The organism is Pseudomonas agarici (assembly GCF_900109755.1).
In the GTDB taxonomy this organism is placed as follows: Bacteria; Pseudomonadota; Gammaproteobacteria; order Pseudomonadales; family Pseudomonadaceae; genus Aquipseudomonas; species Aquipseudomonas agarici.
The window spans coordinates 54,986-80,995 of the sequence record NZ_FOAR01000015.1; the positions used below are offsets into that span (position 1 = coordinate 54,986).

Annotated in this window: 24 protein-coding genes; 9 read left to right on the forward strand and 15 right to left on the reverse strand. The window is 60.2% G+C overall.

Going from position 1 to position 26,010, the window contains the following annotated elements; all coding sequences use genetic code 11:
- Positions 1-2 precede the first annotated feature (2 nt).
- Positions 3-92, reverse strand: coding sequence for a K(+)-transporting ATPase subunit F (kdpF, locus tag BMX68_RS15055; RefSeq protein ID WP_017128001.1), 90 nt, complete (start codon positions 90-92; stop codon positions 3-5).
- A 367-nt stretch (positions 93-459) separates the two neighbouring features.
- Here kdpF and BMX68_RS15060 point away from each other — a divergent pair, with 367 nt between their 5' ends.
- Both BMX68_RS15060 and BMX68_RS15065 read left to right on the forward strand, forming a co-directional pair.
- A complete protein-coding gene (locus BMX68_RS15060; RefSeq protein WP_017132962.1) occupies positions 460-1,224 on the forward strand; it encodes a response regulator in 765 nt (254 codons plus the stop codon).
- Positions 1,224-2,282, forward strand: coding sequence for a HAMP domain-containing sensor histidine kinase (locus BMX68_RS15065; protein WP_017132963.1), 1,059 nt, complete (start codon positions 1,224-1,226; stop codon positions 2,280-2,282). The genes BMX68_RS15060 and BMX68_RS15065 overlap by 1 nt, the downstream gene beginning before the upstream one ends.
- Before the next feature lie 99 nt (positions 2,283-2,381).
- Here the strand turns inward: BMX68_RS15065 and BMX68_RS15070 are convergent, their stop codons facing one another.
- From BMX68_RS15070 to BMX68_RS15090, 5 genes are all read right to left on the reverse strand, one after another.
- Positions 2,382-3,434, reverse strand: coding sequence for an AI-2E family transporter (locus tag BMX68_RS15070; protein ID WP_017132964.1), 1,053 nt, complete (start codon positions 3,432-3,434; stop codon positions 2,382-2,384).
- 72 nt (positions 3,435-3,506) lie between these two features.
- Entirely contained in the window at positions 3,507-4,325 is an 819-nt protein-coding gene (locus BMX68_RS15075) for a DUF4892 domain-containing protein (protein ID WP_026013281.1), read from the reverse strand.
- 129 nt (positions 4,326-4,454) lie between these two features.
- A complete protein-coding gene (locus BMX68_RS15080; RefSeq protein ID WP_017132966.1) occupies positions 4,455-5,309 on the reverse strand; it encodes an alpha/beta fold hydrolase in 855 nt (284 codons plus the stop codon).
- Positions 5,306-6,115, reverse strand: a complete 810-nt coding sequence (locus BMX68_RS15085; protein ID WP_074862340.1) for an alpha/beta fold hydrolase — start codon at positions 6,113-6,115, stop codon at positions 5,306-5,308. The genes BMX68_RS15080 and BMX68_RS15085 overlap by 4 nt, the downstream gene beginning before the upstream one ends.
- A gap of 106 nt (positions 6,116-6,221) precedes the next feature.
- Positions 6,222-6,665 (reverse strand): hotdog fold thioesterase, encoded by a 444-nt coding sequence (locus BMX68_RS15090; protein WP_017132969.1) that lies wholly within the window; start codon positions 6,663-6,665, stop codon positions 6,222-6,224.
- 482 nt (positions 6,666-7,147) lie between these two features.
- On the opposite strand from BMX68_RS15090, the gene BMX68_RS15095 reads away from it, so the two are divergent.
- Positions 7,148-7,825, forward strand: coding sequence for a pentapeptide repeat-containing protein (locus tag BMX68_RS15095; RefSeq protein ID WP_017132970.1), 678 nt, complete (start codon positions 7,148-7,150; stop codon positions 7,823-7,825).
- Between the two features lie 209 nt (positions 7,826-8,034).
- On the opposite strand, the gene sixA is transcribed toward BMX68_RS15095, so the two are convergent.
- From sixA to BMX68_RS15110, 3 genes are read right to left on the reverse strand one after another with little or no spacing between them, the layout of a single operon-like run.
- On the reverse strand, positions 8,035-8,484 hold the full coding sequence (gene sixA / locus BMX68_RS15100) for a phosphohistidine phosphatase SixA (RefSeq protein WP_017132971.1): 450 nt from the start codon (positions 8,482-8,484) through the stop codon (positions 8,035-8,037).
- Positions 8,481-8,816 carry a DUF4389 domain-containing protein gene (locus BMX68_RS15105; RefSeq protein WP_017132972.1) on the reverse strand — a complete coding sequence of 112 codons (336 nt, stop codon included), beginning with the start codon at positions 8,814-8,816 and terminating at the stop codon, positions 8,481-8,483. Before BMX68_RS15105 ends, sixA begins: the two co-directional genes overlap by 4 nt.
- Before the next feature lie 21 nt (positions 8,817-8,837).
- Positions 8,838-9,863 carry an NAD(P)H-dependent glycerol-3-phosphate dehydrogenase gene (locus BMX68_RS15110; RefSeq protein WP_017132973.1) on the reverse strand — a complete coding sequence of 342 codons (1,026 nt, stop codon included), beginning with the start codon at positions 9,861-9,863 and terminating at the stop codon, positions 8,838-8,840.
- Between the two features lie 199 nt (positions 9,864-10,062).
- On the opposite strand from BMX68_RS15110, the gene BMX68_RS15115 reads away from it, so the two are divergent.
- From BMX68_RS15115 to fabB, 5 genes are all read left to right on the forward strand, one after another.
- The gene (locus BMX68_RS15115) at positions 10,063-12,189 is read left to right on the forward strand and encodes a TonB-dependent receptor plug domain-containing protein (RefSeq protein ID WP_017132974.1); all 2,127 of its coding nucleotides are present in this window, start codon (positions 10,063-10,065) and stop codon (positions 12,187-12,189) included.
- A gap of 23 nt (positions 12,190-12,212) precedes the next feature.
- Positions 12,213-13,127: an ABC transporter substrate-binding protein gene (locus BMX68_RS15120; protein ID WP_017132975.1), complete on the forward strand. Its 915-nt coding sequence runs from the start codon at positions 12,213-12,215 to the stop codon at positions 13,125-13,127.
- Positions 13,124-15,019 (forward strand): ATP-binding protein, encoded by a 1,896-nt coding sequence (locus BMX68_RS15125; RefSeq protein ID WP_017132976.1) that lies wholly within the window; start codon positions 13,124-13,126, stop codon positions 15,017-15,019. The genes BMX68_RS15120 and BMX68_RS15125 overlap by 4 nt, the downstream gene beginning before the upstream one ends.
- 238 nt (positions 15,020-15,257) lie before the next feature.
- A complete protein-coding gene (fabA, locus tag BMX68_RS15130) occupies positions 15,258-15,773 on the forward strand; it encodes a 3-hydroxyacyl-[acyl-carrier-protein] dehydratase FabA (RefSeq protein WP_060783431.1) in 516 nt (171 codons plus the stop codon).
- Positions 15,774-15,784: 11 nt separating this feature from the next.
- Complete coding sequence (fabB, locus tag BMX68_RS15135) at positions 15,785-17,005, forward strand: beta-ketoacyl-ACP synthase I (protein ID WP_017132978.1); 1,221 nt, start codon at positions 15,785-15,787, stop codon at positions 17,003-17,005.
- A gap of 123 nt (positions 17,006-17,128) precedes the next feature.
- Here fabB and BMX68_RS15140 read toward each other — a convergent pair whose 3' ends face one another.
- Together BMX68_RS15140 and htpG are read right to left on the reverse strand one after the other, a co-directional pair.
- A complete protein-coding gene (locus BMX68_RS15140) occupies positions 17,129-17,857 on the reverse strand; it encodes a dienelactone hydrolase family protein (protein ID WP_017132979.1) in 729 nt (242 codons plus the stop codon).
- Positions 17,858-17,923: 66 nt separating this feature from the next.
- Complete coding sequence (gene htpG / locus BMX68_RS15145) at positions 17,924-19,828, reverse strand: molecular chaperone HtpG (RefSeq protein WP_026013282.1); 1,905 nt, start codon at positions 19,826-19,828, stop codon at positions 17,924-17,926.
- Positions 19,829-20,195: 367 nt separating this feature from the next.
- Between htpG and BMX68_RS15150 the strand changes: the two genes are divergently transcribed.
- Positions 20,196-20,441, forward strand: a complete 246-nt coding sequence (locus BMX68_RS15150) for a hypothetical protein (protein ID WP_017132981.1) — start codon at positions 20,196-20,198, stop codon at positions 20,439-20,441.
- Between the two features lie 104 nt (positions 20,442-20,545).
- On the opposite strand, the gene brnQ is transcribed toward BMX68_RS15150, so the two are convergent.
- The 4 genes from brnQ to lpdA form a co-directional block, all read right to left on the reverse strand.
- Positions 20,546-21,859: a branched-chain amino acid transport system II carrier protein gene (gene brnQ / locus BMX68_RS15155; protein WP_060783433.1), complete on the reverse strand. Its 1,314-nt coding sequence runs from the start codon at positions 21,857-21,859 to the stop codon at positions 20,546-20,548.
- Positions 21,860-22,157: 298 nt separating this feature from the next.
- On the reverse strand, positions 22,158-23,039 hold the full coding sequence (gene sucD, locus BMX68_RS15160; RefSeq protein WP_017132983.1) for a succinate--CoA ligase subunit alpha: 882 nt from the start codon (positions 23,037-23,039) through the stop codon (positions 22,158-22,160).
- Positions 23,039-24,205 (reverse strand): ADP-forming succinate--CoA ligase subunit beta, encoded by a 1,167-nt coding sequence (gene sucC / locus BMX68_RS15165; protein WP_017127972.1) that lies wholly within the window; start codon positions 24,203-24,205, stop codon positions 23,039-23,041. Before sucC ends, sucD begins: the two co-directional genes overlap by 1 nt.
- Before the next feature lie 331 nt (positions 24,206-24,536).
- Positions 24,537-25,973: a dihydrolipoyl dehydrogenase gene (lpdA, locus tag BMX68_RS15170; protein WP_017132984.1), complete on the reverse strand. Its 1,437-nt coding sequence runs from the start codon at positions 25,971-25,973 to the stop codon at positions 24,537-24,539.
- Positions 25,974-26,010: the final 37 nt, after the last annotated feature.

The following is a 26,010-nucleotide window of genomic DNA, read 5'->3' on the forward strand; positions in this document are numbered from 1 at the left end:
TCCTAGTTCCGATCTGCGCGCAACAGCGCAACCAGTAGATAAATGAACAGTGCCACCGCCAGCAGCAGTGACACGCCGTCCAGAATGCTCATGGGATTTCTCCGTGGCACAGCGATTGCCGTGTGTGGAGCCATTGTCGGAAGGAAGGCTGTAAAGGAACGAGAGCGACACCCGGGGCAATGCGTAAAGAAGGCGTAAAGAGTGGGTTTACGTAAGCGTTACGCCCTAGAATCCGCGGACGGGTAACCGTGCCCCGCTACCGAGAGGGGTCGGGCGGTCATGATTGTGTATCGAGACTGATACACAACCGACAACCGGCCAACATGCGGCGCCTGTAGCTTCTGGCGCAGCTATATTTGAAATGGGCTCCGCGCCTGGGGGCTCGAATCTCTATATCGTGCGACCCTCTCGTGGGGGCTTTTTTGTGCTTCGCGGCTTTACCGGCAGATAACCACACGCATGCAGAACACTCCCGCTCCTCAGGCTGACACCCACAAATCGCTCTCACCGGGCGATGACAAGCGCTGGCATGTCCGCGCGCTGATCGTCGACGACGATATCCCGATCCGTGAACTGCTGATCGACTATCTGGCCCGCTTCAGTATCCAGGCCATCGGTGTCACCGACGGTGTCGCAATGCGCCAGGCGCTGCAGGTGGAAACCTTTGACGTGGTGGTCCTGGACTTGATGCTTCCGGGCGAAGACGGCTTGTCGTTGTGTCGCTGGCTGCGTGCTGAATCGGATATCCCAATCCTGATGCTGACCGCCCGCTGCGAGCCCACCGACCGGATCATCGGACTGGAATTGGGTGCCGACGACTACATGGCCAAGCCCTTCGAGCCGCGCGAGCTGGTGGCCCGGATCCAGACCATCCTGCGTCGGGTGCGCGATGACCGTACCGAACAACGGGCCAATATCCGCTTCGACAACTGGCGCCTGAACAGCGTGCTGCGCCAACTGATCGCCGACGATGGCCTGGTGGTGCCGCTGTCGAATGCCGAATTTCGGCTGCTCTGGGTCTTTATCGAACGCCCACGTCGAGTGCTCAGTCGCGAGCAGTTGCTCGACGCCGCTCGAGGCCGCTCTATCGAAGCCTTCGACCGCAGTATCGACCTGCTGGTCTCGCGCCTGCGGCACAAGCTCGGTGACGATTCAAAATCGCCGCAGTTGATCAAGACCGTGCGCGGTGAAGGCTATCTGTTCGACGCGAGAGACATCGGCTGATGCGCCTACGCCTCAACACGCTGTTCGGTCGCTTGTTCGGCGTGCTGCTGCTGGCTATTGTCCTGGCTCACCTGTTGGCCTTTCTCTGGTTTCGTCATTATGGCGGCGGTTCTGCGTTATCGCCTCCAGCCTGTTTCGCGAACAGGTCGGAAAATGTCGAATCGCGTTTGCCAGCGCTACCCATGCCGGTTCATCGCCCGTCTCGCCCATGGTTTGGCAGGCCGGTAATCCCGCTTACGTTTCAGTTGATCGCCTTGGTGATTGCCGCCTGGTACGGTGCCAAGTTGCTCGCCCGGCCGATTCAGCGCCTGAGCGATGCGGCCGAGCGTCTGAGCGAAGACCTCAACAGCCCGCCGCTGGAGGAGACCGGCCCACGGGAAGCCCGGCAGGCAGCCGCGACGTTCAACCTGATGCAACAGCGTATCCGCGAGCAGGTACAGCAGCGTGGGCGAATGCTCGGCGCCGTGTCCCATGACTTGCGCACGCCACTGTCGCGCCTCAAGCTGCGCCTGGAGCAAATCGAGGATGCGAAACTGCAAGGCCAGATGCGCCAGGATCTGAACGATATGATTGGCATGCTCGACGCTACCCTGAGCTACCTGCATGAGCAACGCACCAGTGAAGCCATGCAGTGGATGGACGTTCAGGCCCTGGTGGAATCGATCAGTGAAAACGCCCAGGACCAGGGTGCCCGCGTCCGCGCCAGCGGCTACTGTGCGCCATTGTTGGTCCAACCGATGGCCCTGCGTTCATGCCTGAACAATCTACTGGACAATGCCCTGCGCTATGCCGGCGATGCACTGATCACGCTGGAAGACAGCCGGCGGCAGTTGATTATCCGCGTGATCGACCACGGCCCCGGCATCGCCGCCGAAAAACGCGAAGCGGTGTTCGAACCGTTCTATCGCCTGGAAGCGTCGCGCAACCGTAACTCAGGCGGGGTCGGCCTGGGCATGACCATCGCACGGGAGGCCGCCCAGCGTCTGGGTGGCGACTTGACCCTGGAGCAAACCCTTGGCAGTGGGTTAACCGCCGTGGTCAGCCTGCCTCGTGCCTGATGGGTGTGTACATCAGTCGATACAAAGCCTGCATACCCTCGACACCTGCCGTTGGGCATCGGCACCCGTCGATGCAGCGTCCTCAAAAGGTCTGTATGCTCAGCTCTTCTCCTCCCGCCGCTTCTGACTCGCACTCCAATCGAGCAGCAGGCTGTACGCCACTGCCAGCAGGGTCGGGCCGATAAACAACCCGATAAAGCCGAAGGCGAGCAACCCGCCGAATACCCCTAACAGCACGATCACCAGCGGCAGGTTGCCGCCACGGCTGATCAGGTAAGGCTTGAGCACGTTGTCCACGCCGCTGATGATGAATGTGCCCCAGATCCCCAGGAATATCGCCATGCCGTACTCGCCTTTCCAGGCCAGCCAGGCGGTGGCCGGAATCCATACCAGCGGTGGGCCCATAGGAATCAGACTCAGCAGGAAAGTGGCAATCCCCAGCACCAACGCGCCGGGCACTCCGGCAATCAGAAAGCCGATCAGCGCCAGCACAGCCTGAGCCGCCGCCGTACCGATCACGCCGTTGACCACCCGCTGCACCGTCCCGGCCACGAGTTCTTGGTAATAATCGGCGCGCTCGCCGATCAGCCGTTCCAGTAGGCCATGGACAAACTCCGCCAGGCGCGGACCATCGCGATAGAAGAAGAATACGAAGAGAATACTCAGGGTCAGCTCGAGAATCCCGCCACCGATCTGCGCGCTGCGAGCCAGCAACCAGTTGCCGACCTGCCCCAGGTAAGGCTTGATCGCCAGCATCAGCGCCGCGCCCTGTTGATCGATGGTGTTCAAGACGCCCACCAGCCACTCCCCGATAATCGGTACCGACGCCAACCAGGTCGGAGCTTGCGGCAGGCCGTCGACCTGGACGTCCTTGATAAAAGCCACCGTATCGCGCACATGGTCCGCCAGGTTGAACCCTAGCCACACCAAGGGTGCGGCCACCAGCAACATCCAGCCCAGGGTCAGCAAACCGGCGGCCAGCGACTCGCGGCCACCGAGCAGGCGTGTCAGTAGACGCATCAGTGGCCAACTGGCAAAGGCCAGCACAGCGCCCCAGAACAGCGCCGACCAGAACGGCGCCATCACCCACAGACTGGCGCCGAACAGCACCAGGAGCAGTATCTGCACCAACAGCCGATCATTATTGAGCATGGGGATTCCACGAAAGAGATCAGAAAGGAAAGTCTAGGCGAACACACGTGTGTGTGTTCGCCGCTCCTGCCGCTACCGCAACAGTTCGAGGTGCAGGCCACCGGTGTCGCGGGCGCCCGACTCCAGCCGCGCAGCCCTGACCCCGGCGGCCACCAGAGCCTGGCGCCAGGCTTCGGCGGAGGCTCCGGACAGGCTGACCCGCAAAGTGGCATCCAGGTTCAGGCCACGGGAAATCAGGGTGACCCAGCTAGCCTGCGGAACCCCGGCGAGTTGTGGCAAATCGAGCTTGCCGGTGTCACGCAACTCTCGCAACAAAGTCGCCGAAGTCGGCAGCAGTTCGCCCAACGGTGCATTCGCGGTCAATTGCTCGACGTGCAGATACGCCCGCCGGTTACCCCGGGTAATGCTGTACAGCGCCACCAGCGAATTATCCTGTGGCGCAGCCAGGCGCAACAGTAAGTAGGCCTGTTGATCGTCCGCCCCGGACAGCAGCGAATTGCCGAAGACCTCATTGGCCCACAAGCTGTTTTCGCCGCAATCGCGTGCCTGACACCAGAACAGCAATTGTGCGCCCTCCTTCTGCAAGGCTTCGCGGGCCACCGTGAAGGCTTCGTTGGCGCTACGTTCCGGCGGCAACTCGTAGGTCACCGAGGTCATCGGCCCACGAACATTGACCTGCCCGTCGCTACGCAAGCGGTTGCTGATCTTGCGGATCGAGCTCTGTGGATAAATCCGCTCCAGGTCCGTCGGCGCACGGTAGTCGACGATCTGTGCGTCGGGCACACGCGGCACGGACGGCAGGTCATGGCTGCCCGGTACGTCGGCGGCCAACAGCGCGGAACTGAAACACGCCAGGCCCAGGGCGCTGGCAAGGACTGTGGATAATTTGATCAAATCGGCGGCGCCTGAATGCTGGGCACTGATGCCGGAAGGTGGTGACAAAAGGTCGCGGTGGTGTCGAGATCTGGCATGGTTGTCTCCCTTTCAACCCGCCAAGCCTCGACAGTTGCCGAGCGCAAGTCAAGGCATGGCGAAGAAGCGATTGAAACAGTCTGCAACAAGGACCGCTCCGGCCTCGTCGTTCAGGTGCAGATGATGCCCGCCAGGCAGCACTTGCCGGTTGAAGGGTAGCTGCTCCAGCAGACTCCGGCGCTGGGCCAACATGCCTTGTTCGGCCACCACCAATTGGGCTGGGCAGGCCACCCGGTGGACAAAGGCCAGGGCCTGTTCTTCGGTCAGGCGCAGCGGCGAGGCCAGGGTCAGGCGACTATCGCTGCGCCAGGTATAGCCGCCGGACACTGGCACCAGCCCGCGCTGGGCCAGCAACTCGGCGGCTTCGCGACTGACCGCTACCCGGCCCTTCATGCGTGCCTCGACAGCCAGGTCGAGGGTCTTGTGCAACGGCTTGCGCTTGTCCTGCAGTTTCAGTTGCGCCTGCAGGGCCATGCCCAAGTGCTCGGCGGCACTCTCACCCTGGGCGGTCTGCGGGATCAGCCCGTCGATCAGTGCCAGGTGCGTGACCCGCTCGGGCAGTGCGCCGGCCAACACCACCGAGATAATCGCTCCGAGCGAATGCCCGAGTAAACCGAAACGATTCCAGCCGAGCTGTTGCGCCACCTGCAACACGTCATGGGCATAGTCCCAGAGCGCGTAGCCGGCACCCACCGGACGGTGCCCGGAATGCCCGTGACCGGCCAGGTCCAGGGCGACGATACGCAGGCCTTCGAGCTTCGGCGCCAGGCGCGCAAAGCTGTTGGCGTTGTCCAGCCAGCCATGCAGGGCAATCACCGGCAAGCCGTCTTCGGGGCCGAACAGCTGGGCGGCCAGCTCGATATGCGGCAGACTCAGGCGCACTTCCTCGACCGCCGTGCTCATGCCGGGCGTTCCTCGGCGGCACGCCGCTGCCAGCGGCTGAAAATGGCCTTGAGCAGCTCGGCGGTGTCCAGCGGGTATTCCAATGGAAACATGTGACCTCCAGGCATGCTCAGGGATTCGCCATGAGGAAAACGCCCCACGGAACGGCTTTGATGGCGCATTACCACACGACTCGACCGGCCACGCACCACCGCCAGCGGCACCTGCAGGTGCCGGGCCAAACCTGGACTGGTATGGGGCACGCCGCGATAGATACTGATTTCGGTAGCCGGGTCAAAGCTCAGCCGCAATCGATCGCCTTCGGGGCGCAAGCCATATTGCAGGTAGGCATCGAAGCACTCCGGGTCGAAGCCACGAAACAGCGCCTTGCCAGCAAAATAGTGGCGAGCCGCCTCCCGGTCGGCAAACTCTTCGCGCCGCCCCAGAGTACGCCCGGCGGGGGTCAGGCGGTCAATGAAGCCCAAGCGCTTGGCCGCACGGATCAGCCACTGGTCGAGGCGGGTCAGCACCGGCGAATCGAGCATCACCAGGCCTTTGTAGAGTTGCGGACAGCGCAAGGCCGCGTGCAGGTGCAGAACGCCGCCCAGGGAATGCCCAACGCCCCAGACCGGTTCGGGCTGTTGTTCGAGGTGATGAATCAGTTCGTCGACCAGGTTGCGCCAGTTGTCGTTTACCGGGAAACGCGGGTCATGGGCATGCTGTTGCAAATGCGCAACCTCATATTCGGGCGCCAGGGCGGTGAACAACTTGCCATAGGTGCCCGAAGGAAACCCGTTGGCATGGGCGAAGAACACGTGCTGCGGCATACCGGAACCACTTCATGGAAAACAGGTGTTCATTGTCGACAGCACATTCGCCATCGGCAATGACCGTAATGGCCAGGAATGATGACAGTCCGGCCATCACCGTCTGTCAGCGGCTCGGCGGCGTTTGTCCCAGCGGTACCACCGCCATGGTCAGGCGCGAAACACAATTGATCTTGCCCTCATCGCTGCTCAGGCGAATATCCCAGACATGGGTGGTGCGACCGATATGGATCGGGGTCGCCACCGCCGTCACCCGTCCGCTGCGCACACCGCGCAGATGACTGGCATTGATTTCCACGCCGACGCAGTAGTACTGGCTGGTATCGACACACAGGTAGCTGGCCATGGAGCCGACGGTTTCCGCCAACACCACCGAGGCGCCGCCATGCAGCAGGCCGAACGGCTGGTGTGTACGATGGTCGACCACCATGCTGGCGGTCAGCGACTCGTCGTCAAAGGCTTCAACGCGGATATCCAGTACTTGGCAGATAGTGTTCTTTGCCGAGGCATTGAGTTGGTCGATATTCGGAACGGTACGCCACAAGGCCATCTTGCACTCCTCGGTTTCTATTTGTGATTCCTACCATAACACCGGCAGGCCCTGCTTGCTCCACACCTGAAACCGCGCGCCGTGGCACGGTTCGAGCAGCGCGCTTAAGCTTCGGGCCGACGGCAGAACGCCGTTTAACCGTCCCACTATCTTTCACCACCACCAGCGCACGCAAGCGCTGATGGTTGTCGAGGCCCCTGGCGGACCTCCCGCAGGCCCAGTGATTAAGTTTCCCGCGAAGAAAAAGAGTGGAATCTGATAGCCGGTCCACGATGGATCGCGTCGAATTTCCGGCTTCCCAGCCCCTTTACGAGACGTTCATGTCAACGATAGGCAGCCTTTTTCGAAGCTTGATCCCTGTCTGCAACCCACGAACAAAGCAGGCACATAAGCCGGTAACACCCGCGCCACCGACAAATCCGCCTCGGCAGCCATTGTCAGAAGCCGTTCCAGCACCGGGCTTTTCAACCATCGAACAACACATGGCCGTATTGGGACTCAAGGATCGCTTGTCGTCGGCGCAAGCTTTCCTCGCTGCCGTTCCCGATCTGCGCCCTTATCCCCTGGGTGGGTTGCTCGAATTGATGGTGGCCTGCACCTGGCGTTTTCCCGGCATCTTGCAAAGCTGGGATGGGGTGCCGCTGGAAGGTGGTGGACGGGTGTCCCTGCATGTGGAAAAAAAACTGTTCGACTTGCGGGTGCCGTCCACGTTGTCGCCGTCGCTGACCCGGGCGATGAAGCTGTGTGCCTTGAATATCGCGGCGGCAGGCAGATATGCGGTGGACGCCGTGGACTCGCTGCCCTTCCATGACGTCGATGCCCGGCTGCCGTTCAGGAACTGGCGCAAGGACGCCATCTGCCAGGCGCTGCGCACGCTGCAAGTGACCAACGTCAACATGATTGGAGTCGACCTGAGTGGTGGCGACCTGGCAGGGGTGCGGTTTTTCGGCCAGTATCACGGGGCGAATTTCATGGCCGCCAATCTCAAAGGCGCCCTGTTGTCGAGCGGCTTCAAGGGCAACAACTTCAATCATTGCGACCTGCGCCACGCCATGTTCTCGGGGTACTTCGAGCACTGCACCTTCAAAGGCGCCAAGGTCGACACGGTGACCTTGAAGCAGGCCAGGACCGAACTGATCGGGGCGATACTCACCCCATGAACCACCGAGGGAGCGGCCCCCAACCTGCGCTCCCTAAGGGTTGATGGCACTTCAGGTTAAAAAATCAGAAAACATCCTGACCACTTGTAGCTCACATCCGAAATCCAGTTAAATTTCCCGAAATCACGGCTACCGGCCACCTCGCCGCCCTACAAAACCTCCACCCCACAAACCGACAGCCGCCAGGCCGGTTGCCGTCAGCGAGCCGGTCAGGGCTGACGAACGCCGTTGAGCCGCATACCACCGGCCAGGGGCCAGTCCCCTTCCAGCTCCGCCAGATCGGCGGTACTCATCGGCTGCGGCGCATGCAGGTGGCCGTGCTGCAACAGACTGATCAGGCTACCCACCAAAGGCTGATGGCTGACCAGCAGCAGGTTGTCGGTGCTGTCGAGGTGCTCCAGTACCTTGAGCGGATGGAACTCGGGCGTCAGCCACGGCACGCTGATGATCTCCGGCTCGAACCTCAGCGCCTCGCACACCAACTGCGCGGTCTGCTGGGCTCGAACATAGGGACTGGCGTAGATCGCAGTCAAAGGCTGGCCGATCAGGTGTGCGGCACTGCGCAACACGTCCTTGCGTCCATGGGCGGTCAGGTTGCGCTCGGCGTCGCTGCGCGATCGAGGTTCGGCTTCACCATGGCGCAGCACCCACAACTTCATAGCTTGGGTTCCTCGTCATGGGGCGGGTACGGGGCCGGCGACACGCTGTGAGGTGCTTCGCCCTCGGGCGCGCGGGGCGTCGGCCAGTCGGCGAATGGCCAGGGCTTCTGGTCACTGTGGAAACTGCCAAAACGACCGATCTGGGCCAGAAACTGGCTGAGGCTATCACCGAAGTTCATCAGGTTGGCGCTCGGCGCCCCATAGATCAGCCGGTAGATCAGTTGCACCAGCACCAAGGCGCCGAGGAGCAACTGCGCGACCTGCCAGACCAGCAGGAACAGCAGCATCCACACCATGCGTAACACTATGGATTCGTACTTGACTTGGTTCATGTCTTACTCCTGTCGCCTGGGTTAGTTGAAGCCGCTGGTGGAAATGAAATCGACATCGGTCTTCGGCTCGCCGCGCATCAGTAAGGCGATCACCTGATCGAGCGTGCGCCCTTCGAACAGAATCGCATGCAATCCAGCCACTAACGGCATGTAGACGCCCAATTCCTCGGCCTTGGCCTTGAGCACCTTGAGAGTATTGACCCCTTCGGCCACTTCCCCCAGGCGGGTCACCGCGTCTTCCAGGCTCAAGCCCTGGCCCAGGGCAAAGCCGACCTGATAGTTGCGGCTCTTGGGCGAGGAGCAGGTAACGATCAGGTCACCGACCCCGGCCAGGCCAAGGAAGGTCATCGGGTTGGCGCCCTGGCTCACGGCAAATCGGGTCATTTCCGCCAGGGCCCGGGTAATCAACATGCTCTTGGTGTTCTCGCCCATGCCCAAGGCCACCGCCATGCCAGCGATGATTGCGTAGACATTTTTCAGCGCTCCGCCTAATTCGACGCCAAACCGATCGGCACTGGCATAGACGCGAAAGGTCTTCCCGTGCAGCGCGGCCTGGACCCGCGTGCAGAGTTCTTCGTCTGCGCTGGCGACCACGGTGGCGGTCAACGCATGCTCAGCCACTTCGCGGGCCAGGTTCGGCCCCGATAACACGCCGATCCGCGCCCGTGGGGCAATGTCTTCGAGGATTTCGCTCATCAGTTTGAACGTCTGTGCCTCGATGCCTTTGGTCAGGCTCACCAGCAACTTGCCGTTCAGTTGCCCGGCATGGGGTGCCAGTACACTGCGCAGGGCACCGGACGGCAGGGCGACAAAGAACAGCTCGCAGCTTTCGAGGGTCGCGGGCAGGTGGGTGACCGGCTCGACCGCCGGATGAATCTTGATGCCCTTGAGGTAACGCGGATTCTCGCGATTGACGCGAATGGCCTCGGCCTGTTCAGGATCGCGCATCCATTGACGTACCCGATGCCCGTTCTCGGCCAGCAGATTGGCCACAGCGGTTCCAAAACTCCCGCCTCCCAGGACCGCGATAGGGTGCTGTTCAGTCATATGCAATCCGTTTATAGCAATGGCGATGGCCGCATTATACGGAGCCGCCCGCCAGCAGCCAGCCCCAAACGCCGTCAGCGCCAGGGACCCTGGCACTAGGATTTGTCCATTTTGCGGACAGAATACAGGCCCGGTGCCATGGCAAACTCGCTTGGCTCGGTTAACATGCACAGCTATTACCCGTCATCAAGGCTGAGCCGTGTACTTTGGCCATCCCACCATACGTTCCTTCGTGCTCCTGACGCTGTCGTTCAGCGGCCAGCTGCTGGCCGACGACCTGTTCCTGGAAAGCCAGCCGCTGCCCGAGGTTTTGACCGCGACACGCCTGAAACAATCCCCGGCCTCGGTGCCCGGCAGCATGACCGTGATCGATAACGAACTGATCAAGGCCAGCGGTGCGCGGGATATCGCCGAGCTGTTGCGCCTGGTGCCGGGCATGATGGTCGGCTACACCAACGGTAATCAGGCGGCGATCAACTACCACGGGACCGATGCCGCCAACGCCCGGCGCATGCAGGTTTTGATCGACGGTCGTTCGGTCTATCGGGCCGGGCTGGCGACGGTGGACTGGAACGATATCCCCGTGGCCATGGAGGATATCGAGCGCATCGAAGTCTTCCGTGGCCCGAACACCGTCAGCTACGGCGCGAACGCACTCATGGCGGTGGTCAACATTCTGACCAAGTCACCCGGCAGCACTCACGGCTCGCGCATCAAGATCACCCGCGGCGAACGCGGCATCAATGACTGGTACGCGAGCGAAGGCATCGACTGGGAAACCGGCGACCTGCGCCTGTCGATGTCCGGCCAACAGGACGATGGTTTCGACAGCGATCGTGTCGGTGCCAACTATCACGACAGCCGACGCTTGAATCGCTTCAACCTGTCAGTCAGCCAGATGCTTGACGAGAGCCAGAGTATCGACTGGCAGTTGAACGCTAAGGAAGGCACCAACCAGCGCCCGTATACCTATCAGGCGGTATTTCCCGACATCCAGGCCGCAGGCGACAACTCCGATGTAGTCGCCAAGGACTACGCCGGTTCCCTGCGCTGGAACCTGGATATCAGCCCGCAACACAGCCTCTACATCCAGGGCTCGGCCCAGCACTGGGATCGCCAGCAGGTCTGGCGCGCATGTGACGCGAAAGTGTCGTTCAGCCCGGAACTGACGCAGTTGTGGCAGTTAAATCCCAATTATGCCGAAAATCTGGCGCGCAACATGAATCGATACACCGTGGGCAGCCCGCCTCCCGGTGGCGCCTCGGAGCAGACACTGGCCAGACAGGTTCTGGACCAATGGTACAATCACGGGGCCAACCAACCGGTCTGCGGCGATCTCGACCAGAGTACCCGCGAGACCCGCTACGACCTGGAATTGCAGGACACCCTAAGTCTGTCGGACAACCTGCGCCTGGTCAGCGGCATGAACTACCGTTATGACCGCGCAGATTCCGAGACCTACTTCAATGGCACCCTCGACGACAACACGTGGCGCCTGTTCGGCCAGCTCGAGTGGCGCGCCAGCGAACACTGGTTGCTCCAGGGTGGCGCCATGTATGAAAACGCGCAACTGACCGGCGACTCACTGACTCCGAGGTTTGCCGTCAACTACCTGATCAATCCGCGACACGGTTTGCGCGCCGTGTATTCCGAGGCCATCCGCTCGCCGGACATGTTCGAGAACAACGTCAATTGGAGCTACCGGGTCACCAACTTCGATTCGCCGACCTACGGCCAGACCAGCGGCCAGTATTTCGTCAAGACACGCGGCCCGGGTAACCTCGACAAGGAGCGGATGCGCTCGCGGGAACTAGGCTATAACGGTTTCTTCGCGGATATCGGGCTGAACCTCGACGTAAAATTGTTCTACGACGAAATCACTTCGATGGTCAGCTCGCCGCTGCGCAACAACCAGTACATCGCCAGCAATGCCAACAGCGCGCGCTTTAGCGGCAGCGAAACCCAGCTCGATTGGCACCTGAGCGACGCCGACCGGCTGCGCCTGACCTACGCCTATGTCGACACTCAGGCCAGCAACCCCACCGACGAACAGTTCACCGCCCGCAACAGCGGCTCCGCCGGCTGGATGCGCGATTGGGGTGCGGGCTGGTCGAGCGCGTTGTTCTATTACGGCGACGACGCGATCAACACCTACCGTTTCGAACGGGTCGACCTGCGGGTCGCCAAGCGCATCCCTTTGCACAAGGCCAGCCTGGAACTGTCCGGGGTCATGCAGCAGCGCCTGGATCACCAACCCATTACCTGGCCCGATAACAACTACGACCAGCGCCAGGTATTCTACTTCAGTGCCGAGCTGGAATTCTGAGCATGGACGACCGTCAGTCAAGGATGACATCGGCCCGCGGCAGCGGGCTCGGCAAGCTGGCAGGCGGTCTGCTATTGCTGCTGCTGATGATTGTCCAGGCCCGAGCCGCTGAGGTATTGGTCACCGGTGCCGAAGACAGCTCTGGCGTGCAGGCCTTTACTAACGCCCTGGCACATCAACGTCCCGACGACCGGGTACGTTTTGTTCCCTTTGGGCAACTGCCGCCACCGAGCCAACTGCCACCAGGCATACGCTTGATCCTACTCGACCTACCCAGCCTCGAATGGCGCCTGGCAGACCGCCAGGGCCCGGCCACCCTGGTATTGCGCATCAGCCGCCTACAAGCTCACCGGCGCCTCGGGGAACAGTTGCCGAACCAGCTCAGCCTGCTCTGGAGCGACCCGCCACCCTCACGGCAATTGCACCTGATCAACGCGGTGCTGCCGCAAGCACGGCGGGTCGGGGTGCTGTATGACGATGACAGCGAATTCCTCTTGGCCGAACTACGTCAGGCAGCCCAGCCACTGGGGCTGGAAATCGTCCCCCAACGCTGGGATAACACCGCCGACAGCCGTCCCCTGCAAATCCTGCTGCGCGGCAGCGATGTGTTACTGGGGGTCGACGATCCGACACTGTATAACCCCAAGACCGCGAAAAACCTGCTGCTCAGCAGCTATGCCCGGCAGTTGGCGCTAATCGGGCCGAACGCCGGCTTCGTCAAGGCCGGCAGCCTGGCCAGCAGCTATAGCGACCAGAACGATTGGCTGGCAATTCTCGACAAGCTGCTCGACCAGCCCCCTGCCAGTTGGCCGCGCACGCTCTACCCGCCGCGTTTCAAAATACTGAGCAATCCGCAGGTTGCCCGCTCGCTGAGCCTGGAGCCGATCGACGAAGTCTCGGTCGCCACCCGGTTGGCCGAAGGAGAATCCCGTCCATGACCCCGCGCCGACATTGGGGCATCAACGCCCGCACCCAAATGATCAGCCTCGGCCCGGCCCTGCTGCTGACTCTGTTGCTGATCAGCTTCTTCACCTTCGTGCGAATCCAGGACCTGCGTCAGGAACTCAATCACACCGGCCAGTTGATCGCCAACCAGTTGGCACCGGCCACCGAATACGGGGTCATATCCGGTAACAATGAAGTGCTCGAAAGCCTGATGAGGGCCAGCCTGACCACTCCGCACGTGCGTTTCCTCGAAGTCCAAGACCGCAGCAACAACATTCTGGTGTACGTCGAGCAACCCCCTGAAGGTCACAGCCGTGCCCAGCAAGTCGAAGTGTTCCAGGCCCCCGTGCGCCTGCAACGCATCCAGCTCGACAGCGACTTCCTGCAAGGCACCAACGGTGCCGGTATGGCGGCGGGCGAGGATTACCTGGGGCGGGTGGTCGTGGGCATGTCCAACGACGCCTTCAACCAGCGCCAGCAGGAGATCCTGCTCAAGGCCGGGATCCTGGCGCTGTTTGCCCTGCTCTTCACCTTCCTGCTGGCCCGCCGCCTGGCGGCCAATCTGTCACAGCCGATCAGCGCCATGGGCCACGCCGTCAAGGCCATCCAGCAGGGCGATTACAAGACCCCGTTGCCGGTGCCGGATGACACCGAGCTCGGCGATCTGGCGCGGCATATCAACAACCTCGCGACCGGTCTTGAACAAGCCAGCCGCGAGCAGCACCAAGCCATTGCACAACTGATCCAGACTCGCGAGGAGGCGGAACGCGCAAACAACGCTAAGTCCGACTTCCTGGCAATGATGAGCCATGAACTTCGCACCCCGATGAACGGTGTCTTGGGCATGCTGCAACTGCTCGAAACCACGCAAATGACCGACGAACAGGCCGAGTACGCGACTCTCGCCTCGGAGTCCACCGAACACCTGCTCAAGGTGATCAACGACATCCTCGATTTCTCTCGGATAGAGCGTTCGGCCCTGGAACTGGAACATATTCCGTTCGGCCTCGGCGAATTGATCACCAGCTGCGCACAAGCCTTCCAGCACAGCGCCGTGCAACGTAAGCTGCAATTGAATCTGCAGCTCCCGGCGGGCCTGCACAGCCTGCAGGTCAAGGGCGACCCGACACGGATCCGGCAGATTCTGGTTAACTTGATCGGCAATGCGCTGAAATTCACCGAACACGGCAGCGTCAGCATCGAACCGGCCTGGCAGGGCCTGGATGATGAGGTGATCTGGTTCAGTTGCACGGTGCGCGACACCGGCATCGGTATTTCCGCCGAACGGCTGGAACTGATGTTCGATGCGTTCCAGCAGGCCGACAGCTCGATCTCCCGGCGTTATGGCGGCACCGGCCTCGGCCTGCCGATTGCACGAACCCTGGCCGAGCGCATGGGCGGCACCCTCTACGCGCGTAGCGAAGAGGGTCAGGGCTCGGTGTTTACCCTGGAAATCCCACTGGCCATGTACCGCCAGGTCGAGCCCGAGGATTTGCCGCAACCGTCGGCTGGCCACGGCGAAGGGCGCAAGGTCCTGCTGGTGGAAGACAATCCGGTGAACCAGACAGTGATCGAAGCCATGTTGCGCAGCCTGGGCTTCGAGGTCAGCTTGGCTCACGACGGCATCGGCGCCGTCGAACAGGTAAAAAACGGCGACTTCGCGGCGATTCTGATGGATTGCCGGCTGCCGCTCGTCGACGGCTACGAAGCTACCCGGCAGATCCGCCAACTGCCAGACGGCGCGCAGTTGCCAATCATCGCCCTGACCGCCAACGCCTTGCAGGGCGACCGCGAACAGTGCTTGTTGGCCGGCATGAACGATTATCTGGCCAAGCCCTTCAAACGCACTGATCTCCAGCAAATTCTGCGGCGTTGGGTACCCTGAATACAATGTGCGACTGGCGTGAAAGGCGAAAGTGCGGCAGTCTTAGGCACCCAAACGAGCTGTGAAACCGGCTTGAATAATAATTTCAGTGCACAAGTGTACATTCATGTCCCTTGTGCTGTGACTTTCACTACAACGCAATAGTCTATGGATAGGCTGTCGATTCGAGGCATGAAGGCTTCGATCGATCGGGAAGATTTGCCCCACCCCTGCCGCATGGGATTATTGAGGAGCTCGCATGACCAAACAAAACGCCTTTACCCGGGAAGATCTGCTTCGCTGCAGTCGCGGTGAGCTGTTCGGCCCAGGTAACGCGCAACTGCCCGCCCCGAACATGCTAATGGTGGATCGCATCACCCATATCAGCGAAGAGGGTGGCAAGTACGGCAAAGGTGAATTGGTCGCCGAGCTGGATATCACCCCGGACCTGTGGTTCTTCGCCTGTCACTTCGAAGGTGATCCGGTCATGCCGGGCTGCCTGGGCTTGGATGCCATGTGGCAATTGGTCGGTTTTTTCCTCGGCTGGCAAGGTCTTCCGGGCCGTGGCCGCGCACTAGGTTCGGGCGAAGTGAAATTTTTCGGCCAAGTCCTGCCGACCGCCAAAAAGGTCACTTATAACATTCAGATCAAGCGCGTCCTCAAAGGCAAGCTGAACCTGGCCATCGCCGATGGTTCGGTGGCGGTCGACGGCCGCGAGATCTACACCGCCGAAGGCCTCCGGGTCGGCGTTTTCACCTCCACTGACAACTTCTAAGGGTTATCCGCATGCGCCGCGTCGTTATCACTGGTCTGGGCATCGTTTCATGCCTGGGCAATGACAAAGAGACCGTCTCCGCTAACCTGCGTGCAAGCCGCCCTGGCATCCGCTTCAACCCGGAATATGCCGAAATGGGTCTGCGTAGCCAGGTTTCCGGCTCCATCGACCTCAACCTCGAAGAACTGATCGATCGCAAGGTCTATCGCTTCGTCGGCCACGCGGCGGCTTACGCCTATCTGGCCATGAAGGACGCGGTCGCCGACTCAGGCCTGACCGACGAGCAGGTTTCCAACCCGCGTACCGGCCTGGTGGCTGGCTCCGGCGGTGCATCGACCCTGAACCAGATGGAAGCGCTGGATATCCTGCGCGAAAAAGGTGTGAAGCGCGTCGGTCCCTACCGCGTGACCCGCACCATGGGCAGCACCGTTTCCGCGTGCCTGGCCACGCCGTTCAAGATCAAGGGCCTGAACTACTCGATCTCCTCTGCCTGCGCCACCAGTGCTCACTGCATCGGTACCGCGCTGGAACAGATCCAGATGGGCAAGCAGGACATCGTCTTCGCCGGTGGCGGTGAAGAAGAGCACTGGAGCCAGTCGTTCCTGTTCGACGCCATGGGCGCGCTGTCCACCCAGTACAACGACACACCGCAAAAGGCCTCCCGCGCCTATGACGCCAAGCGTGACGGTTTTGTCATTGCCGGCGGCGGCGGTATGGTAGTGGTCGAGGAACTGGAACACGCCCTGGCCCGTGGCGCGAAAATCTACGCCGAAATCGTTGGCTACGGGGCGACTTCAGACGGCTACGACATGGTTGCGCCCAGCGGCGAAGGCGCCGTGCGCTGTATGCGGATGGCGATGGCCACTGTTGACGGTCCGATCGACTACCTGAACACTCACGGCACCTCGACTCCGGTCGGCGACGTCGCGGAAATGAAAGGCGTGCGTGAAGTGTTTGGCGACAAGGCCCCGTTCATCAGTTCGACCAAAAGCCTGTCCGGTCACTCACTGGGCGCCGCCGGCGTTCACGAAGCGATCTACTGCCTGTTGATGATGGAAGGCAAGTTCATTGCCGGTTCCGCCAACATCGACGAGTTGGACCCGGAAGTCGCCGACCTCCCAGTGCTGACCAAGACGCGCGAAAACGTCGAGCTGAACAACGTGATGAGCAACAGCTTCGGTTTCGGTGGCACCAACGCTACCCTGGTCCTGAAGCGCTGGCAAGGCAAGTAGTCCAGGCTGCTGGTCATATGAAAAACGCCTCGCATTGTCGAGGCGTTTTTTTTGCCGGGGCTGCACCTTACCGATAGCGTTATGCTCCTTTATGTCGCCCCGGTGAGAAGAGCACGGGAAGGCTCAGACGCTGAACACTTCGTCGAGCAAACTATGCATCGATGCAAAGGCGCGGTTGGAAATCTTCGCGTCGTACATCATCTTGCCCGGTACATCGGCATGCGGATCGGTGAACGAATGCACCGCACCGCCGTAGCTAAGCAACTGCCAATCGACACCGGCAGCGTTCATCTCGTCCTCGAACGCCGGTAGTTGCTCTTTGGGCACCAACGGGTCGCAAGCGCCGTGCAGCACCAGGACCGAGCCTTTGATGTTCTGCGCGTCCGCCGGATTTGGCGTATCCAGGGTGCCATGAAATGATATGGCGGCTCTCAACGGCGCACCGGTACGAGCCAGCTCTAGCGAGCAGCAACCGCCGAAGCAGAAACCGAAGGTCGCCAGCTTCGACGCATCGACCGCTGCCAGGCCCTGCCCCTGCAACGCCTCGAACGCAGCCTGCATGCGCTTGCGCAGCTCGACCCGATCGTTCTTCAACGGCATCATCGCCGCTCCCGCTTCGTCACCGTTGCACGGGCGAACCGACTGACCATAGAGGTCGGCGATCAGCACCACATAACCTTTGGCTGCCACGGACTCGGCAATCTTTTGCGCCCCGGCGCCGATGCCCATCCAGTTGGGTGCCATCAACAGCCCCGGGCGCGCACCCGGGTGGCTGGCGTCGAAAGCTAGGCGACCCTCGTAGGACCGGCCATCAATCTGATAGATCACAGAACTCACAGTGATTTGGCTCATTGCATACTCCCTAAGGACACCTGGAAATTAAAAAACCCGCCGAAGCGGGCTTTTTCTACAGTCTGATCAAACCGACAGTTCAACCAGCAACTTGTTCAGTCGACGCACATAGGTCGCCGGGTCCTTCAAGCTGTCACCGGCCGCCAGGGCCGCCTGATCAAGCAGGATATGGGACAGGTCGGCGAAACGATCTTCATCCGGCTCGGCATCGAGCTTCTCGATCAGTGGGTGGCTCGGGTTGAATTCGAAGATCGGCTTGGAACCCGGCACCTTCTGCCCACTGGCTTCAAGGATCTGGCGCATTTGCAGGCCCAGGTCCTGCTCACCGATGGCCAGAATCGCCGGCGAGTCGGTCAAGCGGTGGGAAACCCGCACTTCGCTGACAGCCTCGCCCAGAGCGGTCTTGAGGCGCTCAACCAGGCCTTCCTTGCTCTTGGCGACTTCCTCGGCAGCCTTCTTGTCCTCTTCCGAGTCCAGATTGCCCAGGTCCAAGTCACCCCGTGCCACGTCGACAAAGCTCTTGCCGTCGAATTCGTTGAGATAGCTCATCAGCCACTCGTCGATACGATCGGTCAACAGCAGCACTTCGATGCCTTTCTTGCGGAAGACTTCCAGATGCGGGCTGTTCTTGACCTGGGCGTAGGTTTCGCCGGTCAGGTAGTAGATCTTATCCTGGCCTTCTTTGGCGCGTGCCAGGTATTCGGTCAAGGACACTACCTGCTCGCCCTCTTCGCCCTGGGTGGAGGCGAAGCGCAGCAAGCCGGCGATTTTCTCCTTGTTGGCGAAGTCCTCGGCCGGGCCTTCTTTCATGACCTGGCCGAAGTTCTTCCAAAAGCCCTTGTATTGCTCAGGCTCGTTCTTCGCCAGTTTTTCCAGCATGTCGAGCACGCGCTTGGTCAGCGCCGACTTCATCGAGTCGATGATCGGATCCTTCTGCAGGATTTCCCGCGACACGTTCAGGGACAGATCATTGGAGTCGACCACACCCTTGATGAAGCGCAGGTACAGCGGCAGGAAGGACTCGGCCTGATCCATGACAAACACGCGCTGGACGTAAAGCTTGAGGCCTTTTGGCGCTTCGCGCTGGTACAGGTCGAACGGCGCACGGGCCGGCACATAGAGCAGCGAGCTGTATTCCAGCTTGCCTTCGACCTTGTTATGGCTCCAGCTCAGCGGGTTCTCGTAGTCATGGGCGGTGTGCTTGTAGAACTCCTGGTATTCCTCGTCCTTCACCTCGGTGCGCGGGCGAGTCCACAGGGCACTGGCGCGGTTGACGGTTTCCCATTCCGGCTCGGACTTCTCCTCACCTTCGGTGGCTGCGACCTCTTTGGGCAATTCGATCGGCAGAGCGATATGATCGGAGTACTTCTTGATGATGTTGCGCAGGCGCCAGCCGTCGGCGAACTCGTCTTCACCAGACTTCAGGTGCAGGACAATGCGGGTACCGCGATCAGCCTTCTCGACGGTGGCGACTTCGAACTCGCCCTCGCCCTTGGAGGACCAGTGCACACCTTCGCTGGCCGACAGGCCGGCACGGCGACTGAACACTTCCACCTGGTCGGCGACGATAAAGGCCGAGTAGAAACCTACGCCGAACTGGCCGATCAGGTGCGAATCTTTCTTTTGGTCGCCCGAGAGGTTCTTCATGAAATCGGCGGTGCCCGATTTGGCGATGGTGCCCAGGTGGGTAATCACATCGTCGCGGCTCATACCAATACCGTTGTCTTCAAGAGTGACGGTCTTGGCGTCTTTGTCGAAGCTCACACGGATTTTCAGCTCGGCGCCACCTTCCAGCAACTCAGGCTTGGACAGGGCTTCGAAACGTAATTTGTCGACAGCGTCGGAAGCGTTGGAGATCAATTCGCGAAGGAAGATTTCCTTGTTGGAATACAGCGAATGGATCATGAGGTGCAGCAGTTGCTTCACCTCGGTCTGGAAGCCCAGGGTTTCCTTTTGAGTTTCCACACTCATGGTCATCAAACTCCAATTGGATGGCAGTGACCGCTCCCCTTGAGGGTTGGCGGTAGGTTGTGATGAAAGTTGGGGGCTAGAGTGGGGATTTCAAGTGCCCTGGGGTGTTTCTTCGCTCTTGAACTGAGTTCCACGCTGATCGAGCCACGCCTGAGCGCGCCGAAAAAAAAGCGTGGTGCGCTCAAAAACGAGGGTTTGGCTCATGAGATGACATGTCTCATATCAATACCGGCGGCGAGAGAATCTGCACAATTGGCGAAAGTTCCCAACCTGAAAGAGCTATATATCTTGGCAAATCAAGGAACTTAACCCGCGAAATCGGGTTCAAAAGGCCAGCAATCACTATTTTCACAAAGGAGCAACACCCATGCGTAAAACTTTAGCTATTGCCTTGATGCTGACCGCTTCTCTGGGTCTCGCTGCCTGCGATAAAAAATCAGAGGACAAAGCTCAAGACGCAAACCAACACGCCGAGCAAGCTCAGCAAAAAATGAACGAGGCTCAGGATAAGGTGAACGAGGCCGCCAAGGAAAACACTGAAGCCGCTAAAGCTCAGGCTGAATCGAACAAAGCGGCCGCCGAAGAAGGCGCCGAGCCAGCCACCGGTTCCTGATGGCCCTGGAGGTTCTTGCAAAGACCCTCACGGCAAAAACCTCCCGTAAAATAAAACCCGCCTGGTGCGGGTTTTATTTTTTCTGCCTGGTGCCGGACCGGTGATCAGGCCAGGGCCTCGCCAGGCTTGCCGAGCAGGCGGTCGATCGCTACCGCAATCGCCAGCATCACCACCGAAGGCACCAACCAGGCCAGCCCCTGCTCGCTCAATGGCAGGTGGGATAGCTGCGCAGGCATCCAGTCCGCCAGGCCGGCGCCCTTGAGCGCATCGACCATGCCGAACAACAACGACACCAGCATTACCGGGCCCACGATACGCCCCTGGGAGTGCCAGAACTCCTTGCAAAAGCTTAGGGCCACCAAGGCGATACAGGGCGGATAGATCGCCGTCAGCACCGGAATCGAGAACGCGATCAGCTTGGTCAGCCCCAGGTTCGACACCAACAGCGAAAACACCGCCAGGATGACCACCAGAGTCTTGTACGATAGCGCCAGCACACGGCTGAAGTACTCAGCGCAGGCACAGGTCAGGCCGACCGCCGTCACCAGGCAAGCCAAGGAAATCAGCACCGCCAGGAACCCGCTACCCAAGGAGCCGAAGGTATGTTGCACGTAGCCATGCAACACCACCGCACCGTTGGTGGCCCCGACAGCCACTTCATGACTGCTCGACCCCAGGCGAAACAGGCTGATATACACCAGCGCCAGCCCAACGCCGGCAATCAGCCCGGCGATGATCGCATAGCGGGTGATCAGTTGCGGTGACTCGACTCCGCGCGACCGGATGGCATTGACAATGACGATGCCAAACACCAGAGCACCGAGGGTATCCATGGTCAGGTAACCATTGATGAAGCCCTGGGAAAACGGCGCGACCACGTATTCAGGCAGGGCGGTACCGATATCTCCCGCCGGCAAGGCAAATGCCGCGATGCCCAGCACCGCCAGGGCAATAATCTTCAACGGGGCGAGAAAGCGCCCGACAGTATCCAGCAGGCGCCCTGGGTACAAGGAGATGAAGAACACCAACAGGAAATACACCAGACTGTAGATGAACAGCGCCAACGGGCTGTCGCCGGTCAACGGCGCCAGGCCGACTTCAAAAGACACCGTCGCGGTTCGCGGCGTGGCGAACAGTGGGCCGACTGCCAAATAGCAGACCGCCGCCAGCAAGCCGCCGGCAAGCTTACCGATCGGACTGCTCAAGGCGTCCATCGCGCCGCCGACCTTGGCCAGGGCAACGACGGTAATGACCGGCAGGCCGACCGCGGTAATCAGGAAACCCAATGCCGCCATCCAAACATGGGGGCCGGACTGTAGGCCGACGATCGGTGGAAAGATGATGTTGCCGGCCCCGACAAACAGGGCAAACGTCATAAAACCAAGTGCCAGTATGTCCTGGCCTTTCAACACTTTCATTTAAGGAAATACCACACTGCTGAATCGGAATTTAGAGAGTGACTTCCCATGGGGTGAGGGAAATGCTGTCGACCCGTTTGAGGTTGACCCGTTTAGCGCGTCGATCCCTTTTTTGGGGAACAAACGCAAAAATGTTCGCCAGCCTAACGAATTTGGGCGAGCAACGCACTATTAGAGGGCATATTGTCCGATAAGCGACATCTTTGCGTCGTGTTTTCATATGAAAAAGAAACCCCGGAAAGCACAAAGGCCACCCGAAGGTGGCCTTTGCCGGTGAAGCGTCAGCTAAGCGCGAGGCTTACTTGACCGTCCAACCGGTCAGCTCGGCCAGGGCCTTGCCGATGTCCGCCAGCGAACGCACGGTTTTCACGCCGGCGTCTTGCAGCGCGGCGAACTTCTCGTCCGCAGTGCCTTTGCCGCCAGAAATGATTGCGCCGGCATGGCCCATGCGCTTGCCCGGAGGAGCAGTCACACCAGCGATGTAGGAAACCACCGGCTTGGTCACGTGGGCCTTGATGTAGGCAGCCGCTTCCTCTTCAGCCGAACCGCCGATCTCGCCGATCATGACGATCGCTTCGGTCTTCGGGTCTTCCTGGAACAGCTTCAGGATGTCGATGAAGTTGGAACCTGGAATCGGGTCGCCGCCGATGCCGACGCAAGTCGACTGACCGAAACCGGCATCGGTGGTCTGCTTCACGGCTTCGTAGGTCAGGGTGCCGGAACGGGAAACGATGCCGACCTTGCCTGGCAAATGAATGTGACCTGGCATGATGCCGATCTTGCATTCGCCTGGCGTGATCACGCCTGGGCAGTTAGGGCCGATCAGGATCACGCCCAGTTCGTCGCACTTGACCTTGGCGTCCAGCATGTCCAGGGTAGGAATGCCTTCGGTGATGCAGACGATCAGCTTGATGCCGCCGAATGCCGCTTCCAGGATCGAGTCTTTGCAGAACGGAGCTGGAACGTAGATCACGCTGGCGGTGGCGCCAGTGGCTGCCACGGCGTCTTTCACGGTGTTGAACACTGGCAGGCCCAGGTGCTCGGTGCCGCCTTTGCCCGGCGTTACGCCACCGACCATTTGGGTGCCGTATTCGAGGGCTTGCTGGGTGTGGAAACTACCTTGCGAACCGGTAATACCCTGGCAGATAACCTTCGTGTCTTTATCGATCAGGACGCTCATTATTTGCCCTCCGCAGCTTTGACAACTTGTTGAGCAGCGTCGGTCAGGCTGGTAGCGGCGATGATGTTCAAGCCGCTTTCTGCCAATACTTTAGCGCCCAGTTCAGCGTTGTTGCCTTCAAGGCGTACAACCACCGGGATTTTCACGCCGACTTCTTTCACAGCGCCGATGATGCCTTCGGCAATCATGTCGCAACGAACGATACCGCCGAAGATGTTGACCAGTACTGCAGCGACGTTGGTGTCGGACAGGATGATCTTGAACGCCTCGGTGACGCGTTCCTTGGTAGCACCACCGCCTACGTCGAGGAAGTTGGCTGGCTTACCGCCATGCAGGTTGACGATGTCCATGGTACCCATGGCCAGGCCAGCACCGTTGACCATACAGCCGATGTTGCCTTCCAGAGCGACGTAGTTCAGTTCGAACTTAGCAGCGTGCGCTTCGCGCGGATCGTCCTGGGACGGATCGTGGAAAGTTTTCAGCTTAGGCTGGCGGTACATCGCGTTGGCGTCGATGTTGATCTTGGCATCGAGGCAATGCAGGTCGCCGTCGGCCTTGATCACCAGTGGGTTGACTTCCAGCAGCGCCAGGTCGTGATCCTTGAACAGCTTGGCCAGGCCTACGAAAATCTTGGCGAATTGGGCAACTTGCTTGCCTTCCAGACCCAACTGGAATGCCAGCTCGCGACCCTGGAATGGCTGAGCACCCACCAGTGGGTCGATGGTTGCCTTGAGAATTTTCTCAGGGGTGTCGTGAGCGATTTTTTCGATGTCCACGCCACCTTCGGTGGAAGCCATGAACACGATGCGGCGGCTCGAACGGTCAACGACAGCGCCCAGGTACAGCTCTTTAGCGATATCAGTGCACGATTCAACCAGGATCTTGGTGACAGGCTGGCCATTGGCGTCAGTCTGATAGGTCACCAGACGCTTGCCCAGCCACTGCTGTGCGAACGCTTTAGCGTCTTCTTTGCTGCGAACCAGCTTGACGCCGCCCGCTTTACCGCGACCACCGGCGTGAACCTGAGCTTTTACCACCCACTCGGAACCACCGATCTTGTCGCAAGCTTCTGCTGCTTCTTCCGGGGTGTCTACCGCGTAACCTTTGGATACTGGCAGGCCGTATTCAGCGAACAGCTGCTTACCCTGATACTCGTGAAGATTCATGCTTTTTACCGTCTTCGTTAGGTACTGCGCGTTCGGTGCTGCACTGATTGCAATGCCGCACCACCTGTGACTGCCGCTTGCGTCGTTATCCGGTCGCCCGACGATACAACGCAAGACTGCGTCCGGCGGAAGTTCCGCGGTGAGTCTTGCGCGCAAGGCTCACGACGGGCAAACCGCCGTGGTTTCTTATTATCCGACGAACAGCGTGAAAACTGCCGCGCTCAAAAATACGACGTAAAAGCAGATTCGAAATGCGCATTGACTAATATCAACGGCGCCTTCTCACCTGTTTTTACCTCGTCTTTTGCTCGTTAGCTTTTCACGCAATCCTTTAGCGTTTTTTCTTGTTGGCAATGTGGATGGCGCCGCCATTCACCGCCAAGGCCGCTTCGTGCAACACTTCGGACAGGGTCGGATGGGAGAAGACCATCATGCCCAAGTCCTCGGCACTGGTGCCGAATTCCATACCGATTGCGCCTTGCTGTACCAGCTCGGCCGCACTCGGGCCAATCACGTGGACGCCCAGGACGCGGTCGGTCTTGGCATCAGCGATAACCTTGACGAAACCACCGGTATCGTTGGCTGCCATGGCACGACCACTGGCGGCGAACGGGAAGGTGCCGACGTTAACTTCAACGCCTTCAGCTTTCAAGGTCTGTTCGGTTTTACCGACCCACGCGATTTCCGGGTGGGTGTAGATAACCGATGGAATCAGGTCGTAGTTGATCTGGGCCTTGTGGCCCTTGATGCGCTCGACAACCATGATGCCTTCTTCGGAAGCCTTGTGCGCCAGCATCATGCCGCGAACCACGTCGCCGATGGCGTAGACGCCCGGTACGGTGGTTGCGCACTGATCGTCGACATGCACGAAACCACGCTCGTCGAGGGTCACGCCGCAATCGGCGGCCAGCAGATCGGTCGTCACCGGGCGACGGCCAACGGCCACGATCAGCTTGTCAAAGGTAAGGGTCTGTTCGCCGTTGGCGTCGGTGTAAGTCACCACAACCTCTTCGCCATTGACCTGGGAACCGGTCACGCGAGCACCCAGCTTGATGTCCAGGCCCTGCTTGGTGAGGATTTTCAGGGCTTCCTTGGAAACGGCGGTGTCGGCAGCCATCAGGAAGGTGTCCAGGGCTTCCAGGACGGTCACCTGAGCCCCCAGACGGGACCAGACAGAACCCAGCTCCAGGCCGATCACGCCCGCACCGATCACACCCAGACGCTTCGGCACGGCCTGGAATTCCAGGGCACCGGTCGAATCGACAATCACGTTCTGGTCAACCGGAGCTGGCGGGATATCGATCGGACGCGAGCCCGGAGCCAGAATCACGTTCTCGGCTTCAATGATTTGTACAACGCCATCGGGACCGACTACTTCAACTTTCTTGCCGGCCAACAGCTTGCCGTGACCCTGAATGGAAGTCACCCCATTGGCCTTGAACAGGGTAGCAACACCGCCGATCAAGTTCTTGACGATGTTGTCCTTACGACCGATCATCGTCGGAACGCTTACCTTCACGTCCCCCGTGGTGATGCCGTGAACGGCGAAAGCCTCAGTGGCTTCATGATACTTCCAGGAGCTGTCCAGCAGCGACTTGGAAGGAATGCAGCCAACGTTCAGACAAGTACCACCGAGGGCCAGCTTGCCTTCTTTGTCCTGGTACTTCTCGATGCAGGCGGTCTTGAGACCAAGTTGCGCGGCCTTGATGGCAGCGACATAGCCGCCAGGACCCGCGCCGATCACTACCACGTCGAATTTTTGAGTCATGTGTCATTCCTTTATCGAATCAAACCGGACGGTCGCC

Excerpts from the sequence above, each read along its gene's own strand:
- kdpF (WP_017128001.1), bottom strand. The coding sequence starts at position 92 with ATGAGCATTCTGGACGGCGTGTCACTGCTGCTGGCGGTGGCACTGTTC.
- BMX68_RS15060 (WP_017132962.1), top strand. The coding sequence starts at position 460 with ATGCAGAACACTCCCGCTCCTCAGGCTGACACCCACAAATCGCTCTCA.
- BMX68_RS15065 (WP_017132963.1), top strand. The coding sequence starts at position 1,224 with ATGCGCCTACGCCTCAACACGCTGTTCGGTCGCTTGTTCGGCGTGCTG.
- BMX68_RS15070 (WP_017132964.1), bottom strand. The coding sequence starts at position 3,434 with ATGCTCAATAATGATCGGCTGTTGGTGCAGATACTGCTCCTGGTGCTG.
- BMX68_RS15080 (WP_017132966.1), bottom strand. The coding sequence starts at position 5,309 with ATGAGCACGGCGGTCGAGGAAGTGCGCCTGAGTCTGCCGCATATCGAG.
- BMX68_RS15085 (WP_074862340.1), bottom strand. The coding sequence starts at position 6,115 with ATGCCGCAGCACGTGTTCTTCGCCCATGCCAACGGGTTTCCTTCGGGC.
- BMX68_RS15090 (WP_017132969.1), bottom strand. The coding sequence starts at position 6,665 with ATGGCCTTGTGGCGTACCGTTCCGAATATCGACCAACTCAATGCCTCG.
- BMX68_RS15095 (WP_017132970.1), top strand. The coding sequence starts at position 7,148 with ATGGCCGTATTGGGACTCAAGGATCGCTTGTCGTCGGCGCAAGCTTTC.
- sixA (WP_017132971.1), bottom strand. The coding sequence starts at position 8,484 with ATGAAGTTGTGGGTGCTGCGCCATGGTGAAGCCGAACCTCGATCGCGC.
- BMX68_RS15105 (WP_017132972.1), bottom strand. The coding sequence starts at position 8,816 with ATGAACCAAGTCAAGTACGAATCCATAGTGTTACGCATGGTGTGGATG.
- BMX68_RS15110 (WP_017132973.1), bottom strand. The coding sequence starts at position 9,863 with ATGACTGAACAGCACCCTATCGCGGTCCTGGGAGGCGGGAGTTTTGGA.
- BMX68_RS15120 (WP_017132975.1), top strand. The coding sequence starts at position 12,213 with ATGACATCGGCCCGCGGCAGCGGGCTCGGCAAGCTGGCAGGCGGTCTG.
- BMX68_RS15125 (WP_017132976.1), top strand. The coding sequence starts at position 13,124 with ATGACCCCGCGCCGACATTGGGGCATCAACGCCCGCACCCAAATGATC.
- fabA (WP_060783431.1), top strand. The coding sequence starts at position 15,258 with ATGACCAAACAAAACGCCTTTACCCGGGAAGATCTGCTTCGCTGCAGT.
- fabB (WP_017132978.1), top strand. The coding sequence starts at position 15,785 with ATGCGCCGCGTCGTTATCACTGGTCTGGGCATCGTTTCATGCCTGGGC.
- BMX68_RS15140 (WP_017132979.1), bottom strand. The coding sequence starts at position 17,857 with ATGAGCCAAATCACTGTGAGTTCTGTGATCTATCAGATTGATGGCCGG.
- htpG (WP_026013282.1), bottom strand. The coding sequence starts at position 19,828 with ATGAGTGTGGAAACTCAAAAGGAAACCCTGGGCTTCCAGACCGAGGTG.
- BMX68_RS15150 (WP_017132981.1), top strand. The coding sequence starts at position 20,196 with ATGCGTAAAACTTTAGCTATTGCCTTGATGCTGACCGCTTCTCTGGGT.
- brnQ (WP_060783433.1), bottom strand. The coding sequence starts at position 21,859 with ATGAAAGTGTTGAAAGGCCAGGACATACTGGCACTTGGTTTTATGACG.
- sucD (WP_017132983.1), bottom strand. The coding sequence starts at position 23,039 with ATGAGCGTCCTGATCGATAAAGACACGAAGGTTATCTGCCAGGGTATT.
- sucC (WP_017127972.1), bottom strand. The coding sequence starts at position 24,205 with ATGAATCTTCACGAGTATCAGGGTAAGCAGCTGTTCGCTGAATACGGC.
- lpdA (WP_017132984.1), bottom strand. The coding sequence starts at position 25,973 with ATGACTCAAAAATTCGACGTGGTAGTGATCGGCGCGGGTCCTGGCGGC.